At 45.9% G+C, this 17462-nt stretch carries 18 protein-coding genes; 10 read left to right on the top strand and 8 right to left on the bottom strand.

What is annotated here, in order from left to right; genetic code table 11:
- Window positions 1-40: 40 nt before the first annotated feature.
- Entirely contained in the window at window positions 41-580 is a 540-nt protein-coding gene (locus CLV27_RS06525; protein ID WP_132527043.1) for an HNH endonuclease, read from the top strand.
- 26 nt (window positions 581-606) lie between these two features.
- On the opposite strand, the gene guaB is transcribed toward CLV27_RS06525, so the two are convergent.
- A complete protein-coding gene (gene guaB, locus CLV27_RS06520; RefSeq protein ID WP_132527041.1) occupies window positions 607-2073 on the bottom strand; it encodes an IMP dehydrogenase in 1467 nt (488 codons plus the stop codon).
- 71 nt (window positions 2074-2144) lie between these two features.
- Between guaB and argH the strand changes: the two genes are divergently transcribed.
- From argH to CLV27_RS06495, 5 genes are all read left to right on the top strand, one after another.
- Window positions 2145-3530, top strand: a complete 1386-nt coding sequence (gene argH / locus CLV27_RS06515; RefSeq protein ID WP_132527039.1) for an argininosuccinate lyase — start codon at window positions 2145-2147, stop codon at window positions 3528-3530.
- A 93-nt stretch (window positions 3531-3623) separates the two neighbouring features.
- Window positions 3624-4487 (top strand): transketolase, encoded by an 864-nt coding sequence (locus CLV27_RS06510; protein WP_132527037.1) that lies wholly within the window; start codon window positions 3624-3626, stop codon window positions 4485-4487.
- An 11-nt stretch (window positions 4488-4498) separates the two neighbouring features.
- A complete protein-coding gene (locus tag CLV27_RS06505) occupies window positions 4499-5437 on the top strand; it encodes a transketolase family protein (RefSeq protein ID WP_132527035.1) in 939 nt (312 codons plus the stop codon).
- Window positions 5434-6732 carry a S41 family peptidase gene (locus tag CLV27_RS06500; protein ID WP_132527033.1) on the top strand — a complete coding sequence of 433 codons (1299 nt, stop codon included), beginning with the start codon at window positions 5434-5436 and terminating at the stop codon, window positions 6730-6732. The genes CLV27_RS06505 and CLV27_RS06500 overlap by 4 nt, the downstream gene beginning before the upstream one ends.
- Entirely contained in the window at window positions 6729-7346 is a 618-nt protein-coding gene (locus CLV27_RS06495; RefSeq protein ID WP_132527031.1) for an alpha/beta fold hydrolase, read from the top strand. The genes CLV27_RS06500 and CLV27_RS06495 overlap by 4 nt, the downstream gene beginning before the upstream one ends.
- Here the strand turns inward: CLV27_RS06495 and rapZ are convergent.
- From rapZ to CLV27_RS06475, 4 genes are read right to left on the bottom strand one after another with little or no spacing between them, the layout of a single operon-like run.
- Window positions 7327-8226 (bottom strand): RNase adapter RapZ, encoded by a 900-nt coding sequence (rapZ, locus tag CLV27_RS06490; RefSeq protein WP_132527029.1) that lies wholly within the window; start codon window positions 8224-8226, stop codon window positions 7327-7329. The two genes, CLV27_RS06495 and rapZ, sit on opposite strands and share 20 nt — an antisense overlap.
- Window positions 8223-9023 carry an NHL repeat-containing protein gene (locus tag CLV27_RS06485; RefSeq protein ID WP_132527027.1) on the bottom strand — a complete coding sequence of 267 codons (801 nt, stop codon included), beginning with the start codon at window positions 9021-9023 and terminating at the stop codon, window positions 8223-8225. The genes rapZ and CLV27_RS06485 overlap by 4 nt, the downstream gene beginning before the upstream one ends.
- On the bottom strand, window positions 9014-9904 hold the full coding sequence (locus CLV27_RS06480) for an NAD(+)/NADH kinase (protein ID WP_132527025.1): 891 nt from the start codon (window positions 9902-9904) through the stop codon (window positions 9014-9016). Before CLV27_RS06480 ends, CLV27_RS06485 begins: the two co-directional genes overlap by 10 nt.
- Window positions 9876-10556 carry an ATP-binding protein gene (locus tag CLV27_RS06475; RefSeq protein WP_132527023.1) on the bottom strand — a complete coding sequence of 227 codons (681 nt, stop codon included), beginning with the start codon at window positions 10554-10556 and terminating at the stop codon, window positions 9876-9878. The genes CLV27_RS06480 and CLV27_RS06475 overlap by 29 nt, the downstream gene beginning before the upstream one ends.
- A gap of 56 nt (window positions 10557-10612) precedes the next feature.
- Here CLV27_RS06475 and mqnC point away from each other — a divergent pair, with 56 nt between their 5' ends.
- Entirely contained in the window at window positions 10613-11680 is a 1068-nt protein-coding gene (gene mqnC / locus CLV27_RS06470; RefSeq protein WP_132527021.1) for a cyclic dehypoxanthinyl futalosine synthase, read from the top strand.
- On the opposite strand, the gene CLV27_RS06465 is transcribed toward mqnC, so the two are convergent.
- Window positions 11667-12311 carry a hypothetical protein gene (locus CLV27_RS06465; RefSeq protein WP_132527019.1) on the bottom strand — a complete coding sequence of 215 codons (645 nt, stop codon included), beginning with the start codon at window positions 12309-12311 and terminating at the stop codon, window positions 11667-11669. The two genes, mqnC and CLV27_RS06465, sit on opposite strands and share 14 nt — an antisense overlap.
- Window positions 12289-14127, bottom strand: coding sequence for a methyl-accepting chemotaxis protein (locus tag CLV27_RS06460; protein WP_132527017.1), 1839 nt, complete (start codon window positions 14125-14127; stop codon window positions 12289-12291). The genes CLV27_RS06465 and CLV27_RS06460 overlap by 23 nt, the downstream gene beginning before the upstream one ends.
- A gap of 107 nt (window positions 14128-14234) precedes the next feature.
- Here CLV27_RS06460 and CLV27_RS06455 point away from each other — a divergent pair, with 107 nt between their 5' ends.
- Window positions 14235-15533 carry a class I SAM-dependent RNA methyltransferase gene (locus tag CLV27_RS06455; RefSeq protein WP_132527015.1) on the top strand — a complete coding sequence of 433 codons (1299 nt, stop codon included), beginning with the start codon at window positions 14235-14237 and terminating at the stop codon, window positions 15531-15533.
- Entirely contained in the window at window positions 15530-16441 is a 912-nt protein-coding gene (locus CLV27_RS06450) for a dihydroorotate dehydrogenase (protein ID WP_345775893.1), read from the top strand. The genes CLV27_RS06455 and CLV27_RS06450 overlap by 4 nt, the downstream gene beginning before the upstream one ends.
- Before the next feature lie 4 nt (window positions 16442-16445).
- On the opposite strand, the gene CLV27_RS06445 is transcribed toward CLV27_RS06450, so the two are convergent.
- Window positions 16446-16736 carry a hypothetical protein gene (locus CLV27_RS06445; protein WP_132527013.1) on the bottom strand — a complete coding sequence of 97 codons (291 nt, stop codon included), beginning with the start codon at window positions 16734-16736 and terminating at the stop codon, window positions 16446-16448.
- A 123-nt stretch (window positions 16737-16859) separates the two neighbouring features.
- Between CLV27_RS06445 and pyrE the strand changes: the two genes are divergently transcribed.
- On the top strand, window positions 16860-17453 hold the full coding sequence (gene pyrE, locus CLV27_RS06440) for an orotate phosphoribosyltransferase (protein ID WP_132527011.1): 594 nt from the start codon (window positions 16860-16862) through the stop codon (window positions 17451-17453).
- Window positions 17454-17462: the final 9 nt, after the last annotated feature.

Raw genomic sequence — 17462 nt, 5'->3', positions numbered from 1 at the left:
TGAGCATTAAATTTGAACAAAGTGTAATGGGGAGTCGGTCATGGTCCTGTACCCAACCCTTGTTCTTGATAAGACCTACCTTCCGATAACCATATTCTCCCATAAAAAGGCCTTCCTCCTTGACTACCTTAACAGGTGTGAAGTTCTTGAGTACTATAGCTCCATTACGATTTCTTCGCCTAGATTAGAGTATCCAGCTCCTTTGGTTATAAGAATTCCCGTTCTGATGAGGCACTGGCAAACTACCTCTCCAACGAGGAGAGCGGTTTTCATAAGGGACAACTTTATCTGTGCTTACTGCGGGAAGGTTGTTAAAGATAGTGAAGCAACGATAGACCACATCGTCCCAAAGAGTAAAGGGGGAAAGTGGGAGTGGGAAAACTTGGTAACCTGTTGCAGTAGTTGCAACCAGAAAAAGGGTGATAGAACGCCTCAAGAGGCTGGGATGTCACTTCTCTATAAGCCAAAGAGACCAACGGGCTTACAGATAGCTTTAAATAGGTGGAAAGGAAGGATGAATAGAGAGTTTCTGAGTGTCCTAAGTACCTACGGGGTTGACTTTGGAACGGTGGCAATTTAGTGAAAAGGTGGGCAGAACCCACCCACTTATCTCTCAATCCAGTAGTTTGGAGCTTCCTTAGTGATGATAACGTCGTGGACGTGGGACTCCTTTAGTCCTGCGTGAGTTATCCTGACAAAGCGTGCTTTCTTCCTCATCTCCTCAATGTTTGCAGCTCCACAGTAACCCATTCCGGCCTTAAGGCCTCCTACGAGCTGGTGGATAGTGTCTGCGAGAGGGCCTCTGTATGGGACCATTCCCTCAATGCCCTCTGGGACGAGCTTCTTCTCGTCCACCTCAGACTGGAAGTACCTGTCTTTGCTTCCCTTCTTCATTGCGCCAAGGGAGCCCATTCCCCTGTAGGCCTTGTAGCTCCTTCCTTGGTAGAGGACGAGCTCTCCGGGTGACTCCTTAGTTCCTGCAAAGAGGCTTCCTATCATTACAGCCCTTGCTCCAGCTCCAATCGCCTTGGCAATATCTCCGGAGAACTTTATCCCTCCGTCGGCTATGATGGAAATTCCGTACTTGTCTGCCACCTCTGCACACTCTGCAATTGCTGTAAGCTGTGGAACTCCAACACCTGCAACGATTCTTGTCGTGCAGATAGAACCGGGACCTATACCGACTTTAACTGCGTCTGCTCCTGCCTTTATGAGAGCTTCCGTTCCTTCTGGGGTTGCAACGTTTCCGGCAATTAGGTCAACGTCGGGGAAGAGCTCCTTTAACCTCTCAACTGTCTTAATTACCCCTTTGGAGTGGCCGTGGGCTGTGTCTATAACTATGACGTCAACTCCTGCCTCTATGAGGGCTTCTGCCCTCCTTACGGCCTCGTCTCCAACACCAACGGCAGCTCCTACCATCAACCTTCCAAGCTCATCTTTACAGGCGTTTGGGTACTTTTCTTTCTTCTCAATGTCCTTAATCGTTATGAGACCTTTTAGGTAACCGTTCTCATCAACAACGGGGAGCTTCTCTATCTTGTACTTCTGGAGAATCTCCTTTGCCTCTTCCAATGTAGTTCCGACAGGAACGGTCTTTAAGTTTTCTTTTGTCATTACCTCACTTATTTTCTTTGAGAAGTCCTTTACGAACCTTATATCCCTGTTTGTAATTATTCCTACCAGCTTCCCTTCCTCGTTGGTAACCGGAAGGCCAGAAATCTTGTACTTCCTCATTAAAGCTTCGGCTTCGGCGATTGTCTGGTCAGGCCTTACGGTTACAGGTTTTACTATCATTCCACTTTCAGAGCGCTTAACCTTGTCAACCTCTTCTGCCTGCTCCTCAATCGTCATGTTCTTGTGGATGATACCTATGCCACCTTCCCTTGCGATGGCGATTGCAAGCTCCGCCTCGGTAACTGTGTCCATTGCGGCGCTCATTATTGGAATGTTGAGAGTAATTCTCTTTGTAAGCTTTGTCCTTACATCAACTTGGGTGGGAAGCACCTCTGAGTAGTTTGGAACGAGGAGAACGTCGTCAAAGGTGAGGGCTTCCTTTATTTCCCTGCCAAGCATATTTTCCTCCGTGAAAGATTTAGGAAATTATAGGTTTAGTGGTAGACTTAAGCAAGTGAAGGGGGTCTAACGTGGCAAGCGGTAAAAAGCCTTGGGGCGGAAGGTTTAAAGAGTCTACTGATAAGCTCGTTGAGGAGTTCACCGAGTCCGTCTCCTACGATAAGAGGCTTGCACCCTTTGATATAGCCGGAAGTATTGCCCACGTCAAGATGCTTGAAAAGCAGGGAATCCTAAAGAAGGAAGAGGCCGAGAAAGTAGTTTCTGGACTAAGGGAAATCCTTGACGAGATAGAGAGGGGAGAGTTTGTCTGGAAGACAGAGCTTGAAGATGTCCACATGAACGTTGAGAAGAGGCTTACAGAAAAGATAGGAGCTGTTGGAGGAAAGCTCCACACCGGCCGTTCAAGGAACGACCAAGTAGCGACAGATGTAAGGCTTTACGTCCGTCACGAGATTGAGGAGATACTGGAGCTCCTCAAAGCTCTGCGCAGGGCCTTCGTAAAACAGGCAGAGGAGAACTTAGACGTTGTGATGCCCGGATACACCCACCTACAGATTGCCCAGCCGGTTCTTTATTCTCACCACATGCTTGCCTACTACCAGATGTTTAAGAGGGATGCCGAGAGGTTTAAAGATACCCTGAAGAGGGTTAACGTTTCCCCTTTGGGTTCTGCTGCATTGGCTGGAACGAGCTATCCACTTGATAGGGAGTTTACCGCGGAGCTCCTTGGTTTTGACGGCGTTACAAGGAACAGTATGGACGCTGTTAGCGACAGGGACTTTGTAGCAGAGACAATCTTTAACTGTGCAATGGTTATGATGCACCTTTCAAGGCTTTCTGAGGAGCTTGTCCTGTGGTCAACTGAAGAGTTTGGCTTCATTGAGCTACCCGACGCTTTCTGCACGGGGAGCTCCATAATGCCCCAAAAGAAAAACCCAGACGTCTCTGAGCTTACAAGGGGTAAGACAGGAAGGGTTTACGGGGATTTAATTGCAATCCTTACAGTTTTAAAAGGTTTACCCCTTACCTACAACAGGGATCTTCAGGAGGACAAAGAGCCCCTCTTTGACGCCATAGATACTGTCAAGATGGCCTTAAGGGTAAACGAGAAGATAGTCTCAGGCATGAAGCCAAGAAAGGAGAGAATGAGAGAACAGGCAAAGAAGGGCTTTTCCCTTGCAACCGACGTTGCCGACTACTTGGCAAAGAAGGGCGTTCCATTTAGGGAAGCTCACGAGATAGTTGGGAAAGTGGTTGCCTACTGCCTTGATAACGGAAAGACCCTTGAGGATCTTACCCTTGAGGAGTTTAGGAAGTTCTCCGATAAGTTTGAGGAGGACGTTCTCTCCCTTATGAGCGTTGAAGGCTCTATAAACAGCAGGAACATAGTAGGAGGAACGGCAAGGGAGCAGGTTGAACAGGAGATAAGGAGAATTAAGGAGGAAGAAGGTTTTTAACTCCTAAGAGTGTTAAAAGTTGCTAAAAAGGCCTATCTTTTTTCTGGCTCTCTGAGGAGAGAAGGCCTATTAGAATCTGTTTGGAGGTTACGAATGATAAGGTTTGAGCCTTCCTTTTTCCTTGAGAGGAACAGGGAAATAGATGACGTTACCTTAAGGGCTATCGCAAGGGAAGTGAGAAAAGATATTCTCAAGATGACAACGGCCGTTAACTCAGGACACCCCGGTGGTTCAATGTCTGCAGCAGATATCCTCGTTACACTCTACTACTACAAGATGAGACATAACCCCGAAAATCCAAAGTGGGAAAAGAGAGACCGCTTTGTTCTATCAAAAGGACACTCCTCTCCTGCCCTTTACTCCGTTCTTGCAAGGACTGGTTACTTCCCCCTTGAGAAGTTAAAGGAGTTTAGAGTCCTTGAGGGAGACCTTCAGGGACACCCAAGCATGCTTACAACTCCCGGAGTGGAAATAAGCACAGGTTCTCTTGGACACGGTATAGGTGCTGCCGTCGGAATGGCGTTGGCTTTAAAGCTTGATAGGAGTGACAGCAGGGTCTACTGCATGATAGGGGACGGGGAAGCTCAGGAAGGGAGCGTCTGGGAAGCGGCAATGGCAGCATCCCACTATAACCTTGATAACCTCTGCGTTATCTTAGACAACAACAACCTGCAGATTGATGGGCCGGTTGATGAGGTTATGTCCATCTACCCCACAGTAGAGAAGTGGAAGGCCTTTGGATGGCACGTTATAGAGATAAATGGTCACGACTTTAAAGAGATAAGGAACGCCCTTGACGAAGCTGATACCGTAAAGTACAAGCCAACGATGATTATCGCTAAGACTGTTAAGGGTAAGGGAGTTTCCTTTATGGAGAACAGGGCAGAGTGGCACGGTAAGGCTCTACCTCCAGACCTTCTAAGGGAAGCCCTTAAAGAACTGGGAGAGGTTACTTAGAGGAGGAGAAGATGGAAAAGGTTAGCCTTAGGGACGCCTATGGAGATACACTTGTTGAGCTTGGAAGGGAAGACGAAAGGATAGTCGTTCTTGACGCTGATCTTTCTGGTTCTACAAAGACTGCAAAGTTTGCAAAGGTATTTCCTGAAAGATTTTTCAACATGGGAATTGCAGAGATTAACATGATGAACGTTGCTGCCGGACTTGCAGTTTCCGGCAAAATACCCTTTGTTAGCACCTTTGCCATTTTCGGGACAGGAAGGGCTTGGGAGGCCGTTAGACAGACAATCTGTTATCCCAACTTAAACGTTAAGATAGTCTGCTCTCACGGTGGAATAACGGTAGGAGAGGACGGAGCAAGCCATCAGGCTCTTGAAGACGTTGCCGTTATGAGAAGTATTCCAAACATGAGGGTAATAGTTCCTGCCGACGATATAGAGACGAAGCAGGTTATAAGGAAGGTGGCCTATACAGAAGGTCCTTTTTACGTAAGGCTTTCAAGGGAAAAGTTTCCAAGAATTTTTGATGAAAGCTACAAGTTTGAAATAGGCAAGGGACACGTTTTAAGGGAAGGAGAGGACGTAACAGTTATCTCTAACGGGGTGATGTCTTCCTTTGCCCTCCTTGCAGCAGAAATCCTTGAGAAGGAGGGAATTTCCGTAGAAGTGATTCACATGCCGACCGTTAAGCCTATAGATGTTGAGCTTGTAGTTAAGTCAGCTTCAAAAACTGGGGCTGTCGTTACGGCTGAAGAGCACTCGGTTGTAGGAGGTCTTGGTTCTGCAGTGGCAGAAGTTCTGGTGGAGAATTACCCGGTACCAATGGAGAGGCTTGGCACTCCTGATGTTTTCGGACTTTCAGGTAAGGGATGGGATTTGCTACACTACTTTAAGTTAGATGAAAATGGGATAATTGAGAAGGTTAAAAAAGTCCTTGCGAGGAAAAAATGAAACGGTTCCTGAAGACTTCCGTCTTCTTTTCTGTGGTTATACTGCTGATGCTTTCGGTTGCCAAGGTTTCCCTCTCTGCTGCAATGAAGGGAGAGGCTAAGAGTAACCAAGAGCTCAGCTTTATCAGGCTGTTTACTGAGGCCTATCAGCTTGTGAAGGAGAGGTACGTTGAGCCTGTTACTCCCAAGGAACTCTTTGAGGGCGCTATCCAAGGGATGCTCTCAAAGCTTGACCCCCACAGTACCCTCTTCACTCCGGATAAACTCAAAGAGTTTCAGGTTGAAACCAGTGGAGAGTTTGGAGGCCTTGGCATACAGATAACGAAGACGAAGGACGGAAGGTTACTGATTATTGCCCCGATAGAGGATACCCCAGCCTATAAGGCCGGTCTAAAAGCTGGGGACGTTATCGTTAAGATAGAGGATAAAAAGGTTACTCCCGACATGACCCTTATGGAAGCTGTCAAGCTCATGAGGGGTAAGCCGGGGACAAAGATAACGATTTGGGTCTGGCGTAAAGGTTGGGCAGAGCCAAAGCCTTTCACGATAACAAGGGCAGTTATAAAGATTCAGAGTGTTAAGTACAGAATACTTGAAGGGAACATTGGATACATTAGGTTTACAATGTTCCAGAGGAACGCCGTTGATGAGTTTAAGAAGGCCTTAGAGGCCTTAAAGAAGAACAAGAAACTTGAAGGAATCATCGTTGATGTTAGGAACAACCCCGGAGGTCTCCTTGAAGCTGCTGTTGTGATTAGCGACTACTTCCTCCCTAAGGGTAAGCTCATAGTCTACACGAAAGGAAGGATTCCCCAGAGCGTTAGGAAGTATTACTCTACACATGACCCAGTTGTGCCGGTTTCCGTGCCCGTTGTGATGCTTGTTAACTCCGGGACGGCAAGTGCTGCTGAGATTTTAACCGGAGCTCTCCGCTTTAATAACAGGGCAATAGTTGTTGGAGAAAAGACCTTCGGTAAGGGTTCAGTTCAGACTCTCTACCCCTTAGAGATGGGCTACGCCGTCAAGATAACAACTGCAAAGTACTACATGCCCAACAACGAGTGTATAGACGGCAAGGGAATCAATCCAGACATCGTAGTCAAGCTCTCAAAGGAGGACATAGAGAAGCTTAAGAAAGAGTTTAAAGAAATGGAGGAGCATCCGGAGAAGACGGAAGAGATAAGGAAGAAGAGGGAGAAACGTATTGACAGCCAGATGAAGAGAGCAATAGAGGTTATTAAGGAGTACCACCTTATACAGCGTATCTTAGGGCACAGCGGGAAAAAGGCTGCATGAAACTTTTTACTATCCACGGCTGGAGCTTTGAGCCGTCGGTTTGGGAAGGAACTCATTTTGAAAGTGCAGAACATATAATTCTCCCCGGCCACGGGGAGAGCTTTTTTAGTTCTTCAGATATCGTAGAGTTAGCGAGGGAAATTGGAGAGTACCTTCCTGAGAACTCTGCCCTTGTTGGGTGGTCCTTAGGCGCGACCTTAGCCGTTGTAATGGCTTCCCTCTACCCAGATAAAGTTAAGGAACTGATACTTTTTGCTCCTACAGTAAGGTTTTCTGGAATTTCCCAGCCAGAGGTAGTGGTAAAGCGGTTTTTAAGGAAGCTCAAAAAAGATTTTAAAAGAACAGTAAAGGAGTTCAGAGCTCTCTGTTCTAAAGTGAACTTGCCCCTTCCAGAGCTTGACGAAGGAAAGGTTACAGAACTCTTAGAGTCTTTTTCTTACTTTGACCTGTCTAACTTCGCTAGGAATCTCAGTGTGCCTGCTAAAATCTTTGTTGGAGAAAAAGATTCTGTGACGGGGGTTCAGGGAGCTCTTAAGCTCCACTTGCTTATTCGGAGCTCCACCTTATCTGTTTTCCCTGAAGAGGACCACTTAACTATTCTTCGCCGCTACTAATTTGCCTCCTTTCGCTTAGTTCCCTATGTTCAACAAACACGTTGTAGCCTCTAAACTTCTTTGCAATCTCCTGAGCTACGAGCTCAGTAATAGCTACTGACCTGTGCTGTCCGCCGGTGCAGCCGATAGCATAGGTGACGTAGGCTTTTCCTTCCTGCTCATACATAGGGAGGGTAAACTCTACAAAGCGGGTTATTAGTTCTGAGATTTCTTTAGCTTCTGGAAACTGAAAGATGTAGTCAACAACTTCCTTGTCCATACCGGTTTTTGGACGGAGCTCTGGCACAAAGTGGGGGTTGGGTAAGAACCTAACGTCAAAGACGTTATCGGCAGATGGCGGAAGACCGTACTTAAAGCCGAAGGACATAACTGTAACTTTTAGTCTTGGCTTACCGCTGAGAATCATTTCCTTCAGGAAACGTTTGAGGTCGTGGGTTGTCATTTCAGTGGTGTCTATGACTCTATCCGCCAAGGCCTTTATCGGTTCAAGGATTTCTCTCTCTTCCTCTATAAGAGCTTCAAGGCTTTTGCCCGGCTCGTAACGTTCAAAAGGATGGGGGCGCCTAGTTTCGCTGAAGCGTTTAATGAGCGTTTCTTTGTCTGCTGTGAAGTACCATATTTCAACTTCTGGGAACTTAGACTTAATGTTCTCAAGGACTGAAGGAGCTGTAGTACGGAAAGAAGGGTTTCTTATATCTGTTACAAGGACGGCCTTCTCTATTTCGGGGTTATCTTCCACGAGCCTTATGAGGTTAGGAATGAGGGAGGGCGGGATGTTGTCTATACAGTAAAAACCTAAATCTTCTAAATGTCTCATTGCGCTGGATTTACCAGCACCAGATTCTCCCGTCAAGATTAGTATTTTCTTTTTTCTCTTCATTTTTTCACCCTCACGGCCTTAACGCTGTTGACCATAAACTCCGGAATAAACAGAATGCCGTTACAGTAGCCTATATCGGCAGGGGAAAACCCTTTGTAGATTTCTTTAAGTTTTCCGCCTTTAAGCTCGTAAACTTTGCCGGCGGAAAAATCAGAAAATAGAATAGTTCCATCCTCTAAAGCTACAACGCCGTCAAGCGTTTCAAAGCCAGAGGCTATTACTTTTATATCCTTGCCGTCAAGGAGAAGTAGCTTCCCTCCGCCCCAGCTTGCAATGAGTATTTTTCCGTCAGGGAGGAAGGCTATTCCGTTTGGTCCTTGAAGTCTTGAATCCTTTAAGTAGAGGGAGACTTTAAAGTTTTCGGTATCTATGGTGTATATGGAGTTTGTCTGGGTATCTGTAACGTAGACAGTCCTTTTTCCGTCAAAGGCGATATCGTTTAAAAACTTAGCGCCGGGTATTGGAATCTTCTTAAGTATTTTTCCCGTTTCCGGGTCTGCGACAACAACGGTGTCAATATCCGCCACAAATAGTTTGCCTTTTGCGAAGGTTATTCCTTTTGGAGCGTTTAGTCCCGTTATAAACTTACGTTTAATGACGTTTCCTTTAAGGTCGGCGAGCAGGATGTAGCCGTCTCCGTCTTTTTTGTCTGGCGGTAAACCTCCTATGTTTGAGATGTAGAGCTTTCCTCTGTAACATTGAGAACTTTCGGGTGTAGTTAACTTACCGTTTATTCCAAAAATTACTGGAAGCAAAAAAGCTGCAGCAGCTATAGCGGAGATTATTCCTACCCCCATTTAAGTTTCTCCCTTAAGGTTTGGTAGTAAGACTTCTTTGGGTCTCTCAGGATTAGGAGGTCGTAGGGTGAGCGGGTTATCTCTATGATGTCACCTTTTCGGAGCTCTATCCCCTCCTGACCATCAAAAATGACCATCACAGTTTCGCTTTCAGTCTTTAGTTTTGCCGTAAGACAGATCTTTCCTTCAAGGACGAGAGGTCTAAGGGTGAGCGTGTGGGGACATATGGGCGTAAGGAGCATTGCGCTCAAAGTGGGCATCAGTATGGGACCACCGGCGGAGAGAGAGTAAGCAGTTGAGCCTGTTGGCGTTGCAACGATTACACCGTCCCCTCTAAAGGTTGTAACGTAGTCCCCATCTGCCTCAACCTCTATTTCAATAATTCTCGCTAAGGTGTCCCTCTTTATTGCAACTTCGTTAACGCACCTATAGATGGAAATGTGGCCGTTTTTACGAAGAACTTTAACCCTTATTACCGGCCTGTTTTCAACGGTAAATTCTCCCCTTAACAGTCTTTCAAGGCTTTCTTCTATGTTGTCTATGGAAATTTCCGTTAAAAATCCGAGGGTTCCAAAGTTTATTCCAAGGAGAGGGACGGGTCTTTTATCAACGAGCTTTGCCACCGTGAGGAACGTGCCGTCTCCGCCAAGAACCAGAATGACGTCAACTTTGTCGGGCAAAATTAGCCTATCAACGACTTTTACCTTTTCCTTGCAAACGGGTTCTCCCGTTAGCTTGCAGGTTTCCTCATCTGTGTATAGTCTAACTGGATAGTCTCTGAGTTTCCTTATTATCCTCTGGACACCCCTACCGCTTTCAGGTTTTATCGGGTTGGCTATTATGCCGATGTTCTTATAAACGGGCTTTCCTCCTCCTGTCATGACCTTCCACCTTTATTATTGTGCACATTTCGTAGATGCGTGATTCCGTTCTCTCGTCAAACCTTGAGGAGAAACTCTCACCTGTTGGAACGTCAAAGCGTAGGTTCGTCGTTATGATTGTGGGTAAGTTGTTGGCGTACCTATAGTTTATTATCGTTGCCAGCTTGTCTTTGGCCCACTCCGTTCCCCTTTCGGCTCCAACGTCGTCAAGGACAAGGAGGGGAGCTCTCATAACGTTTTCTAAAATCTCCGTCTCAGATTCACCGGTACCAAATGTACTCTTTAGCTCTATGAGTAAATTCCTAAAGTCGCAGAAAACTCCCCTTAGCCCTTTATACTTTATAACGTTCCTGAGTAGTGCAACTGCAAGGTGGGTCTTTCCCGTTCCGGGGTTACCATAGAGGAGAATTCCCCTGTCAACGAAGGGAAACTGGTAAAAGAACTCCTTACATGCCTTTAGAGCTCTTAGCTGAGTTTCTGTTTCTGGGTAGAAGTTTGAGAACTTACAGTTCCTGTATCTGGCAGGGATGGAGGAGCTCCTTAGGAATTCTTTGCTGAAGCGTTCAAACTGGCACCTGCAGCGGACTGCTTTGCTTACGCCCCCCGATTCCTCTACAATCCAACCGCTGCCACCGCAAATTTGACACTCCAAAGTTTACCTCTTAGACTAAAAGTTCTAAGGTTTAATTATATTCCGCAGAGGTGAGAATGGAGGTTGTAGAAAAGGTTCTCTCTGGAGAGAGGATTTCTGAGGGTGAGGCTCTGTGGCTTTTAAGGGAAGCAGACCTCATTACGCTTGGTCAACTTGCGAATTTCGTGAGGAATAGGAAACATCCAGAAAAAGAGGTTACCTTCGTCATAGATAGGAACATAAACTACACGAACATCTGCACCTGTAAGTGTAGGTTCTGCGCTTTCTATAGGGAAGAAAAAGACCCCGACGCTTACGTTATAGACTGGGAAACTTTAAGGAAAAAGATAGAGGAGACTGTAGAACTGGGAGGGACGGCAGTTCTCCTTCAGGGAGGACTCCACCCAAGTCTTGGCATTGAGTACTACGAGGAGCTCCTCAGCTTTATAAAGTCAAACTTCCCACAGATACACGTTCACGGCTTTTCTGCGCCAGAGATTCTGCACATTTCAAGAGTTTCAGGACTCTCTATAGAGGAAGTTTTAAAGCGTCTTAAGTCTTGTGGTCTTGGTTCAATTCCCGGTGGGGGAGCAGAAATACTCGTTGACAAGGTAAGGGAGAGAATAGCCCCCCGAAAGGCAAAAACTAAGGAATGGCTTGAAGTTCACAGGACTGCCCACAGACTCGGTTTAAGAACCACGGCAACGATGATGTTTGGGAGTTTGGACACCGACGAGGATATTGTTGAACACCTTAAAGTGATAAGGGAATTACAGGATGAAACAGGAGGTTTTACAGCCTTCATACCTTGGAGCTACCAGCCGGATAACACCGAACTTGGAAGAGAAGTAAAAGATAAGGCCAGTGGGGAGAGATATCTGAGAGTTTTAGCAGTTTCCAGAATTTACCTTGACAATATCCCTAACGTTCAGGCCTCTTGGGTGACTCAGGGGGGAAAGCTTGCACAGGTTGCCCTTAAGTTTGGCGCAAACGACTTTGGCTCTCTCATGATTGAGGAAAACGTTGTGGCAGCAGCAGGCGTAAAGTTCAGAATGCCCCTGTCTGAAATCATAAGGCTGATAAAGGACGCAGGCTACACGCCAGTTCAGAGGGATACTCTATACCAGAAGCTCAGAAGTTTTTGAGCAGAATTTCGCCTACTAATTTGACGTAATTATCAATAATGAAGTCCATCAGGTTGAAGGTTGTGTTTAGTATTTCTCCAGCAATAAATACCTTTCCGGGCTCTGTTTTAACTCTCAGAACTTTTACCCTTAGACGCTTATTTCCTTGGGATGCATTCAAGATTAAGCCCGGTAGAATGGTACAGGTATCTGCCGAGGGAGAAACAAACTCAACTCCAGAGAGACTTACGTTGACGATGTAGGCTTTTCCGAGGGGGGCATTTTCAGATGAGAGCTCAAAGGCACCAAGCTTTTCTGGACAGAATACGTACCTGTCAAATAGACGCCTGTTTTCGCATACTTCTTCACCGAGCCTTAGAAGTACAGTGGAGCTGTCTATTTTCTTCTCTATGAGCGACTTAACGAGAACTACTTTCCCGTTATCAAGGACGTTCTTTGTAAGGAAAGCTTCCTTGTCTAAAAGGAGCTCCACGATTCCGGGGGGAGAAAAGCGGTCTGCATAAAGGGCAGACCCGTCAACTTTTACAACCCTAAAGCTAAAGAAGAGAGGAATATTTATATGAGGGAGTAGCCTGCTGTTGCAGAATCTCCTGAAGTAGCAGATACCTTCATACCTTTTCTGTCTCTCCATTGGTAATCCTTTCTATTATCTCTTCAAACAGCTCTATAACACGAAGGGCCTTATTTTCCAAGTCCTTGAAGAACCTGTCTGCCGGTTTGCCTTCGCCTACTGCTTTCATTATCTCCCTCGCCACAGCAAAACACCCTTCTATTGCCGTTTCAAGCTGATTGGCCACCTCACTTATTCCCTTAACGTCAAGCTGACGGAGCTCCTTCCTTATCCACTCCCTTATAGGAGAAGCGTCAAAGTCAAGAACAGTTCCTCCACCTTCCCTTACCTTTGGAAGTCTCGCTATCCAGTCGGCAAAGAGCTCCTCTCCCCTGATGATTGTGAGGAGCTTTCCTATGTTGAACCTTGAAATGTTGTCCTGAACAGACCTGATAGAAGCCTTTGTCCTGTATATTCTTTCTTCAAGTTTCCTAAACACTTCTTGGAACTTAAGCATCTCTTCGTTAATTGCAGCAACGTTGTTCCTTACGGTATCAAGAGCACTTAACTGTTGCTTTAAGGAGAAGAGCATGTTCTCCGTAACTTTTGATAGGGACTCTACTCTCTTCCTTATCGTTACAAGGACGTTCTCTGTCTTTGCCATCTCCTGCTTAACGTTGTAAGCCTCACTTGCGCGTTCCTCAAGGTCCTTTGAAAACTCTTCTATAAGGTAGATGATGTCGCTGACGATTTTTCCAATCTCTTCGGCAGAGCTAACCGTCCTCGTTGCAAGTTTCCTTACCTCTTCAGCTACAACTGCAAAGCCCCTTCCTGCCTCTCCTGCCCTCGCGGCTTCAATTGCGGCGTTGAGGGCAAGGAGGTTAGTCTGGTCTGCAATCGTCTTAATTGTTTCAACTACGTTCTGGATTGTTACAGAGCTCTGCTGTAGTTTCTCAATCCTGCTCCTTAAGGAGATAACTCTATCTGCAAGCTCCTGAACGTCGTTAACAGACCTTGAAACTATCTCGGCTCCTTTGCGGGTTTCGCTATCTACGTTTTCAACTTCCTTGCTGGCAGTCTTTATTAGCCTGTTTACGTCCGATATGGAGCTTGCGAGGATTTCTGAGGAGACAGAGAGCTCCATGAACCTCTTCTTGATATCGCTGTTCTTCAGGTTGGTGTTAAAGAGTTCAAGTATAAGAACACCGGCATCGTTAGAGACTTTGACCGATAGTTTCCCGAGTTCCTCAAAGGTTGACTTAATCCAAGTAACGAACTTATCAAATTCCTTGGCCAGAAGGCCGAGTTCATCATCCCTATCTATGGAGAGGCGCTTTGTGAGGTTTCCTTTTTCTATCTCTTTCATCGTCTCTGTCATCTTTTGGATGGGCATAACTATTGCCCTGTAGGAGCTGAAAGCTCCTATACCTATGATGAAGAGGCTAAAGAGGGGAATAATCCTGACGATGCTTTCGGCAAAGGAGAGGATGCCTTCTGCTTCCTTTGAAAGGCTTTCCCGGAGGTGGTAGACTTGCATTTCCTTGTCTGATAGGCTCTTTGTTAGCGTCTGGAGGTCTGGACTTCCTTTCTTGACCTCGCTGATTGCAGAAAGGAAGATAGAGTAAACTTTTGAGGCCTCTGGAGAGCTAAACTCTCCAAGTTTCATTAGGTCCTTTTCCAGCCTATCGTTTATGTCTGAAGAGCTGTTAAATTCTTGGTCAGAAAGCAGGAGGTAAGTTCTCAAGTCGGCTATATCCTTTTCAACGTTAAACATAACTTTCTCTAACTCGTAGGCTTCACGAAAGCTGTGGAGTTTGTAGGTGGCAAATTCAGTGAAGAAAAGAATCATCAGGACTTCAACCACGAGGGAAATCAGAAGTTTCGTCTTTATCTTCATGGCCGACTCCTTGAAGGTTATAGCTCTTAATTTCTATGTTAGCAAATGTTCCTTGAAATTCGTATAATCCGACTCTAAGCTTCACTTCCGCCCTTGGAGGCCATTCCTTGAAGCAGAAGGGAAAGCAATTCAAGATAAAAATAGAGAAGCTCGTTTACGGTGGGAAAGGACTTGGTAGGTTAAACGGTAGAGCTGTCTTTGTTCCTCAGGTAGCTCCCGGAGACGTTGTAATAGTAGAGGAGACGAGTAGGAAAAGTGGTTACAGCGAGGCAGAGGTTGTTCGTTACCTTGAAAGGAGCAAGTACAGGACTACTCCGCGCTGTCCTTACTTTGGTAGGTGCGGTGGCTGTGACTGGCAGCACATAGACTATGAAAGTCAGGTGAGATTCAAGAGAGACATCTTAGAGGAGAATCTCCAGAAGATAGGAAAGATAAAACGTCCCAACATAGAGGAAGTTATCCCTTCCTCTTCACCTTGGTACTACAGGAACAGGGCTCAGCTAAAAGTAAGGAACGGAAAAGTAGGCTTCTTTGCTAAGGGTAGCCACAACGTTGTTGATATAGACAGGTGTTACCTTTTAAAAGAGGACATTCACGACATAATGCCAAAGTTAAAGGAGCTCTTAAAGGAGCTCCCCTCAGAACCTTCTGACTTTCACATCTATTCCTCCTCTAAAGGCGAAGTCCTGTTAAAGATTGTCTACTCCGGCAGGTTTAAGAGGATTAACCTCACTTTGGAAAGGGTTAGAGAGATACTGAACCTCAACGTTGTTGGATTCGGAATCTATAAGACCGGTGGTGACGGCTACCCAGAGAGGATAAAGTTCTTCGGCAGGGACTTTACTTACGAGGTAATTGATAAGTTCAAGTTTAGGGTGAGTGCAGACTCCTTCTTTCAGGTTAACAGGTTTCAGGTGGGGAACCTCATAAACAGGGTATCAAGAGCTGCTATGGAACAGCAGTACATGCTTGCTGGAGATCTTTACTGTGGCGTTGGAACGTTGACCATACCGGTTGGCAGGTACGTCCACAGGGCCTTTGGCGTTGAGGCAAGCTTTTCTGCAGTTAGCGATGCCCTCTACAATAAAGACATAAACGGCCTCAGGAACATCACCTTCTACTGCCGTCAGACAGAGGAAGCACTGAGCATTGTGAAGGACTATAACCCCGACCTTGTCATTGTTGACCCTCCCCGTAGCGGTTTAAACCAGAGGGTTGTAAGGGAGCTGTCACAGATTCCCCGTCTCAGGAAGATTGTTTACGTCTCCTGTAACCCATCTACTCTTGCAAGGGACATAGCTCTTTTCCACCAGTTTGGCATAGATATGGAAAAGGTTAAGCTTATAGATATGTTTCCCCAGACATACCACATAGAGGCAATAGCTTACCTTAGGAAGGTGAAGTGATGCTGAAGGTAGAGCTCTTTGGCGTTAAGTTTGAAAATCCCGTCTGGACTGCCTCGGGAACCTTTGGCTTTGGACTTGAATACGCCCCTTACGTTGACCTTAACAAGGTTGGAGCTGTCTGCGTTAAGGGACTTTCCATAGAGCCCCGTGAAGGAAACGAGCCCCCGAGGATATGGGAAACCCCCTGTGGAATGTTAAATGCAATAGGCCTTCAAAATCCGGGGGTGAAGTACTTTGTGGAGAAGGTTCTGCCGGAGCTCCAAAACTACAAGTGCAGGGTTATAGCCAACATTTACGGTTCTACAGTTGAAGAGTACGTTGCCGTTGCAAAGGAGCTAAAGGGAGTTTCCGGCGTTCACGCCATAGAGCTCAACATCTCCTGTCCAAACGTTAAAAAGGGTGGCCTTGCCTTTGGAGTTGACCCGGTAGAGGCAGGGAAACTTACAGAGGCCGTTAAGAAAAACTCAGATAAGCCGGTAATAGTCAAGCTCTCTCCCAACGTAACAGACATTACTGAAATAGCAAAAGCAGTTGAGTCTGCCGGTGCAGATGCCGTTTCAGCGATAAACACCCTCCTTGGAATGGCGATAGACATATACAAGAGGAAACCAAAAATTAAGAATCGCTTTGGGGGACTTTCCGGCCCAGCAATAAAGCCTGTGGCCGTTAGGATGGTCTATCAGGTTGCAAAGGCCGTAAAAATTCCCGTTATAGGTATCGGGGGAATATCCACTTGGGAAGATGCCGTTGAGTTCTTCTTAGCCGGAGCTTCTGCAGTTCAGGTAGGCACTGCAAACTTCTACAACCCAAAGGCCGTAGAAGAAATCGTCTCCGGCCTTGAAAAATACTTAAAAGAAATGGGCTACTCCCATATTTCAGAACTTGTTGGTGACCTCAAGGAGGAATAAGAACTTACTTTATTTTCACACAGCTTATATTTCCTGCGAAACTCGTTAAAAAGGTGTGAATACCGCTTGAGTCAATGGATGTTTTAAGAGAGACATTATTAGGGATGTATAAGTAGCACACAACTCCGTAAGTTGGGTCGTATATTCTTACGATAACGGTTTCTCTGAAGGGTCCTTTGAACTTTCCATCAAAAATTAAGCTCGGCAATGAATTCTGTGAGTTGCTGTTATTTTGAGCAAAGGAAGGGATGGTTAATGAGAGTAGAAGAGCTATTATTAGCATCACTGTTCTCATTTTTTCCTCCCTTCATTTGTTGATTTGAACCAATTATAACAATTACAGCAATGGCTATTCATGGGTTGAAAGAGTAAAAGCTTAAAACTAAAATTACTCCAACTTTAAGCTGGAGGCTTAAGAATGCTTACAGAGGAGAGAATAAAGGAAATATTCCTTAAAACAGATGCGTTTCTTGAGGGACACTTTTTACTCTCAAGTGGGCTTCACAGTCCCTACTACCTTCAGTGTGCGAAGGTTCTTCAGTATCCAGAGTACGCTGAAGAGCTCTGCAGGGAGCTTGCAAGGAGGATAAACGAGCTCGGCGTTGAGTACGACCTTGTTATAGCTCCAGCCCTTGGAGGGGTTATCGTATCCTACGAAACCTCAAGACACTTGAAAGTAAGGGGCATCTTTGTAGAGAGGGTTGACGGGAAGCTCACCTTAAGGAGAGGCTTTGAGATAAAAGAGGGAGAGAGAGCTGTTGTCGTTGAGGACGTTGTAACTACCGGAAAGTCTACCCGTGAAACGATTGAAGTTGTGAAACAGCACGGTGGAGAAGTTGTTGCCGTCGGTAGTTTGGTTGATAGAAGTGGTGGAAAGGTTAACTTTGGCGTTCCTTTTGTGACCTTGTGGAGGCTTGAAGTTCCGGTTTACGAGCCAGACTCCTGTCCACTTTGCAAAGAGGGTAAAATACCTCTTGTTAAGCCGGGTAGCAGGAACATTCCACTTAAGTAAGGTGATAAG

Origin of the sequence: Phorcysia thermohydrogeniphila, assembly GCF_004339575.1 — a bacterium.
Lineage (GTDB): Bacteria > Aquificota > Aquificia > Desulfurobacteriales > Desulfurobacteriaceae > Phorcysia > Phorcysia thermohydrogeniphila.
The sequence above is the reverse complement of the archived record's forward strand: the minus strand, read 5'-3'. Positions and strand labels throughout refer to the sequence as shown.

Excerpts from the sequence above, each read along its gene's own strand:
- CLV27_RS06525 (WP_132527043.1), top strand. The coding sequence starts at position 41 with ATGGTCCTGTACCCAACCCTTGTTCTTGATAAGACCTACCTTCCGATA.
- guaB (WP_132527041.1), bottom strand. The coding sequence starts at position 2,073 with ATGCTTGGCAGGGAAATAAAGGAAGCCCTCACCTTTGACGACGTTCTC.
- CLV27_RS06510 (WP_132527037.1), top strand. The coding sequence starts at position 3,624 with ATGATAAGGTTTGAGCCTTCCTTTTTCCTTGAGAGGAACAGGGAAATA.
- CLV27_RS06505 (WP_132527035.1), top strand. The coding sequence starts at position 4,499 with ATGGAAAAGGTTAGCCTTAGGGACGCCTATGGAGATACACTTGTTGAG.
- CLV27_RS06500 (WP_132527033.1), top strand. The coding sequence starts at position 5,434 with ATGAAACGGTTCCTGAAGACTTCCGTCTTCTTTTCTGTGGTTATACTG.
- CLV27_RS06495 (WP_132527031.1), top strand. The coding sequence starts at position 6,729 with ATGAAACTTTTTACTATCCACGGCTGGAGCTTTGAGCCGTCGGTTTGG.
- rapZ (WP_132527029.1), bottom strand. The coding sequence starts at position 8,226 with ATGAAGAGAAAAAAGAAAATACTAATCTTGACGGGAGAATCTGGTGCT.
- CLV27_RS06485 (WP_132527027.1), bottom strand. The coding sequence starts at position 9,023 with ATGGGGGTAGGAATAATCTCCGCTATAGCTGCTGCAGCTTTTTTGCTT.
- CLV27_RS06480 (WP_132527025.1), bottom strand. The coding sequence starts at position 9,904 with ATGACAGGAGGAGGAAAGCCCGTTTATAAGAACATCGGCATAATAGCC.
- mqnC (WP_132527021.1), top strand. The coding sequence starts at position 10,613 with ATGGAGGTTGTAGAAAAGGTTCTCTCTGGAGAGAGGATTTCTGAGGGT.
- CLV27_RS06465 (WP_132527019.1), bottom strand. The coding sequence starts at position 12,311 with ATGGAGAGACAGAAAAGGTATGAAGGTATCTGCTACTTCAGGAGATTC.
- CLV27_RS06460 (WP_132527017.1), bottom strand. The coding sequence starts at position 14,127 with ATGAAGATAAAGACGAAACTTCTGATTTCCCTCGTGGTTGAAGTCCTG.
- CLV27_RS06445 (WP_132527013.1), bottom strand. The coding sequence starts at position 16,736 with ATGAGAACAGTGATGCTAATAATAGCTCTTCTACTCTCATTAACCATC.
- pyrE (WP_132527011.1), top strand. The coding sequence starts at position 16,860 with ATGCTTACAGAGGAGAGAATAAAGGAAATATTCCTTAAAACAGATGCG.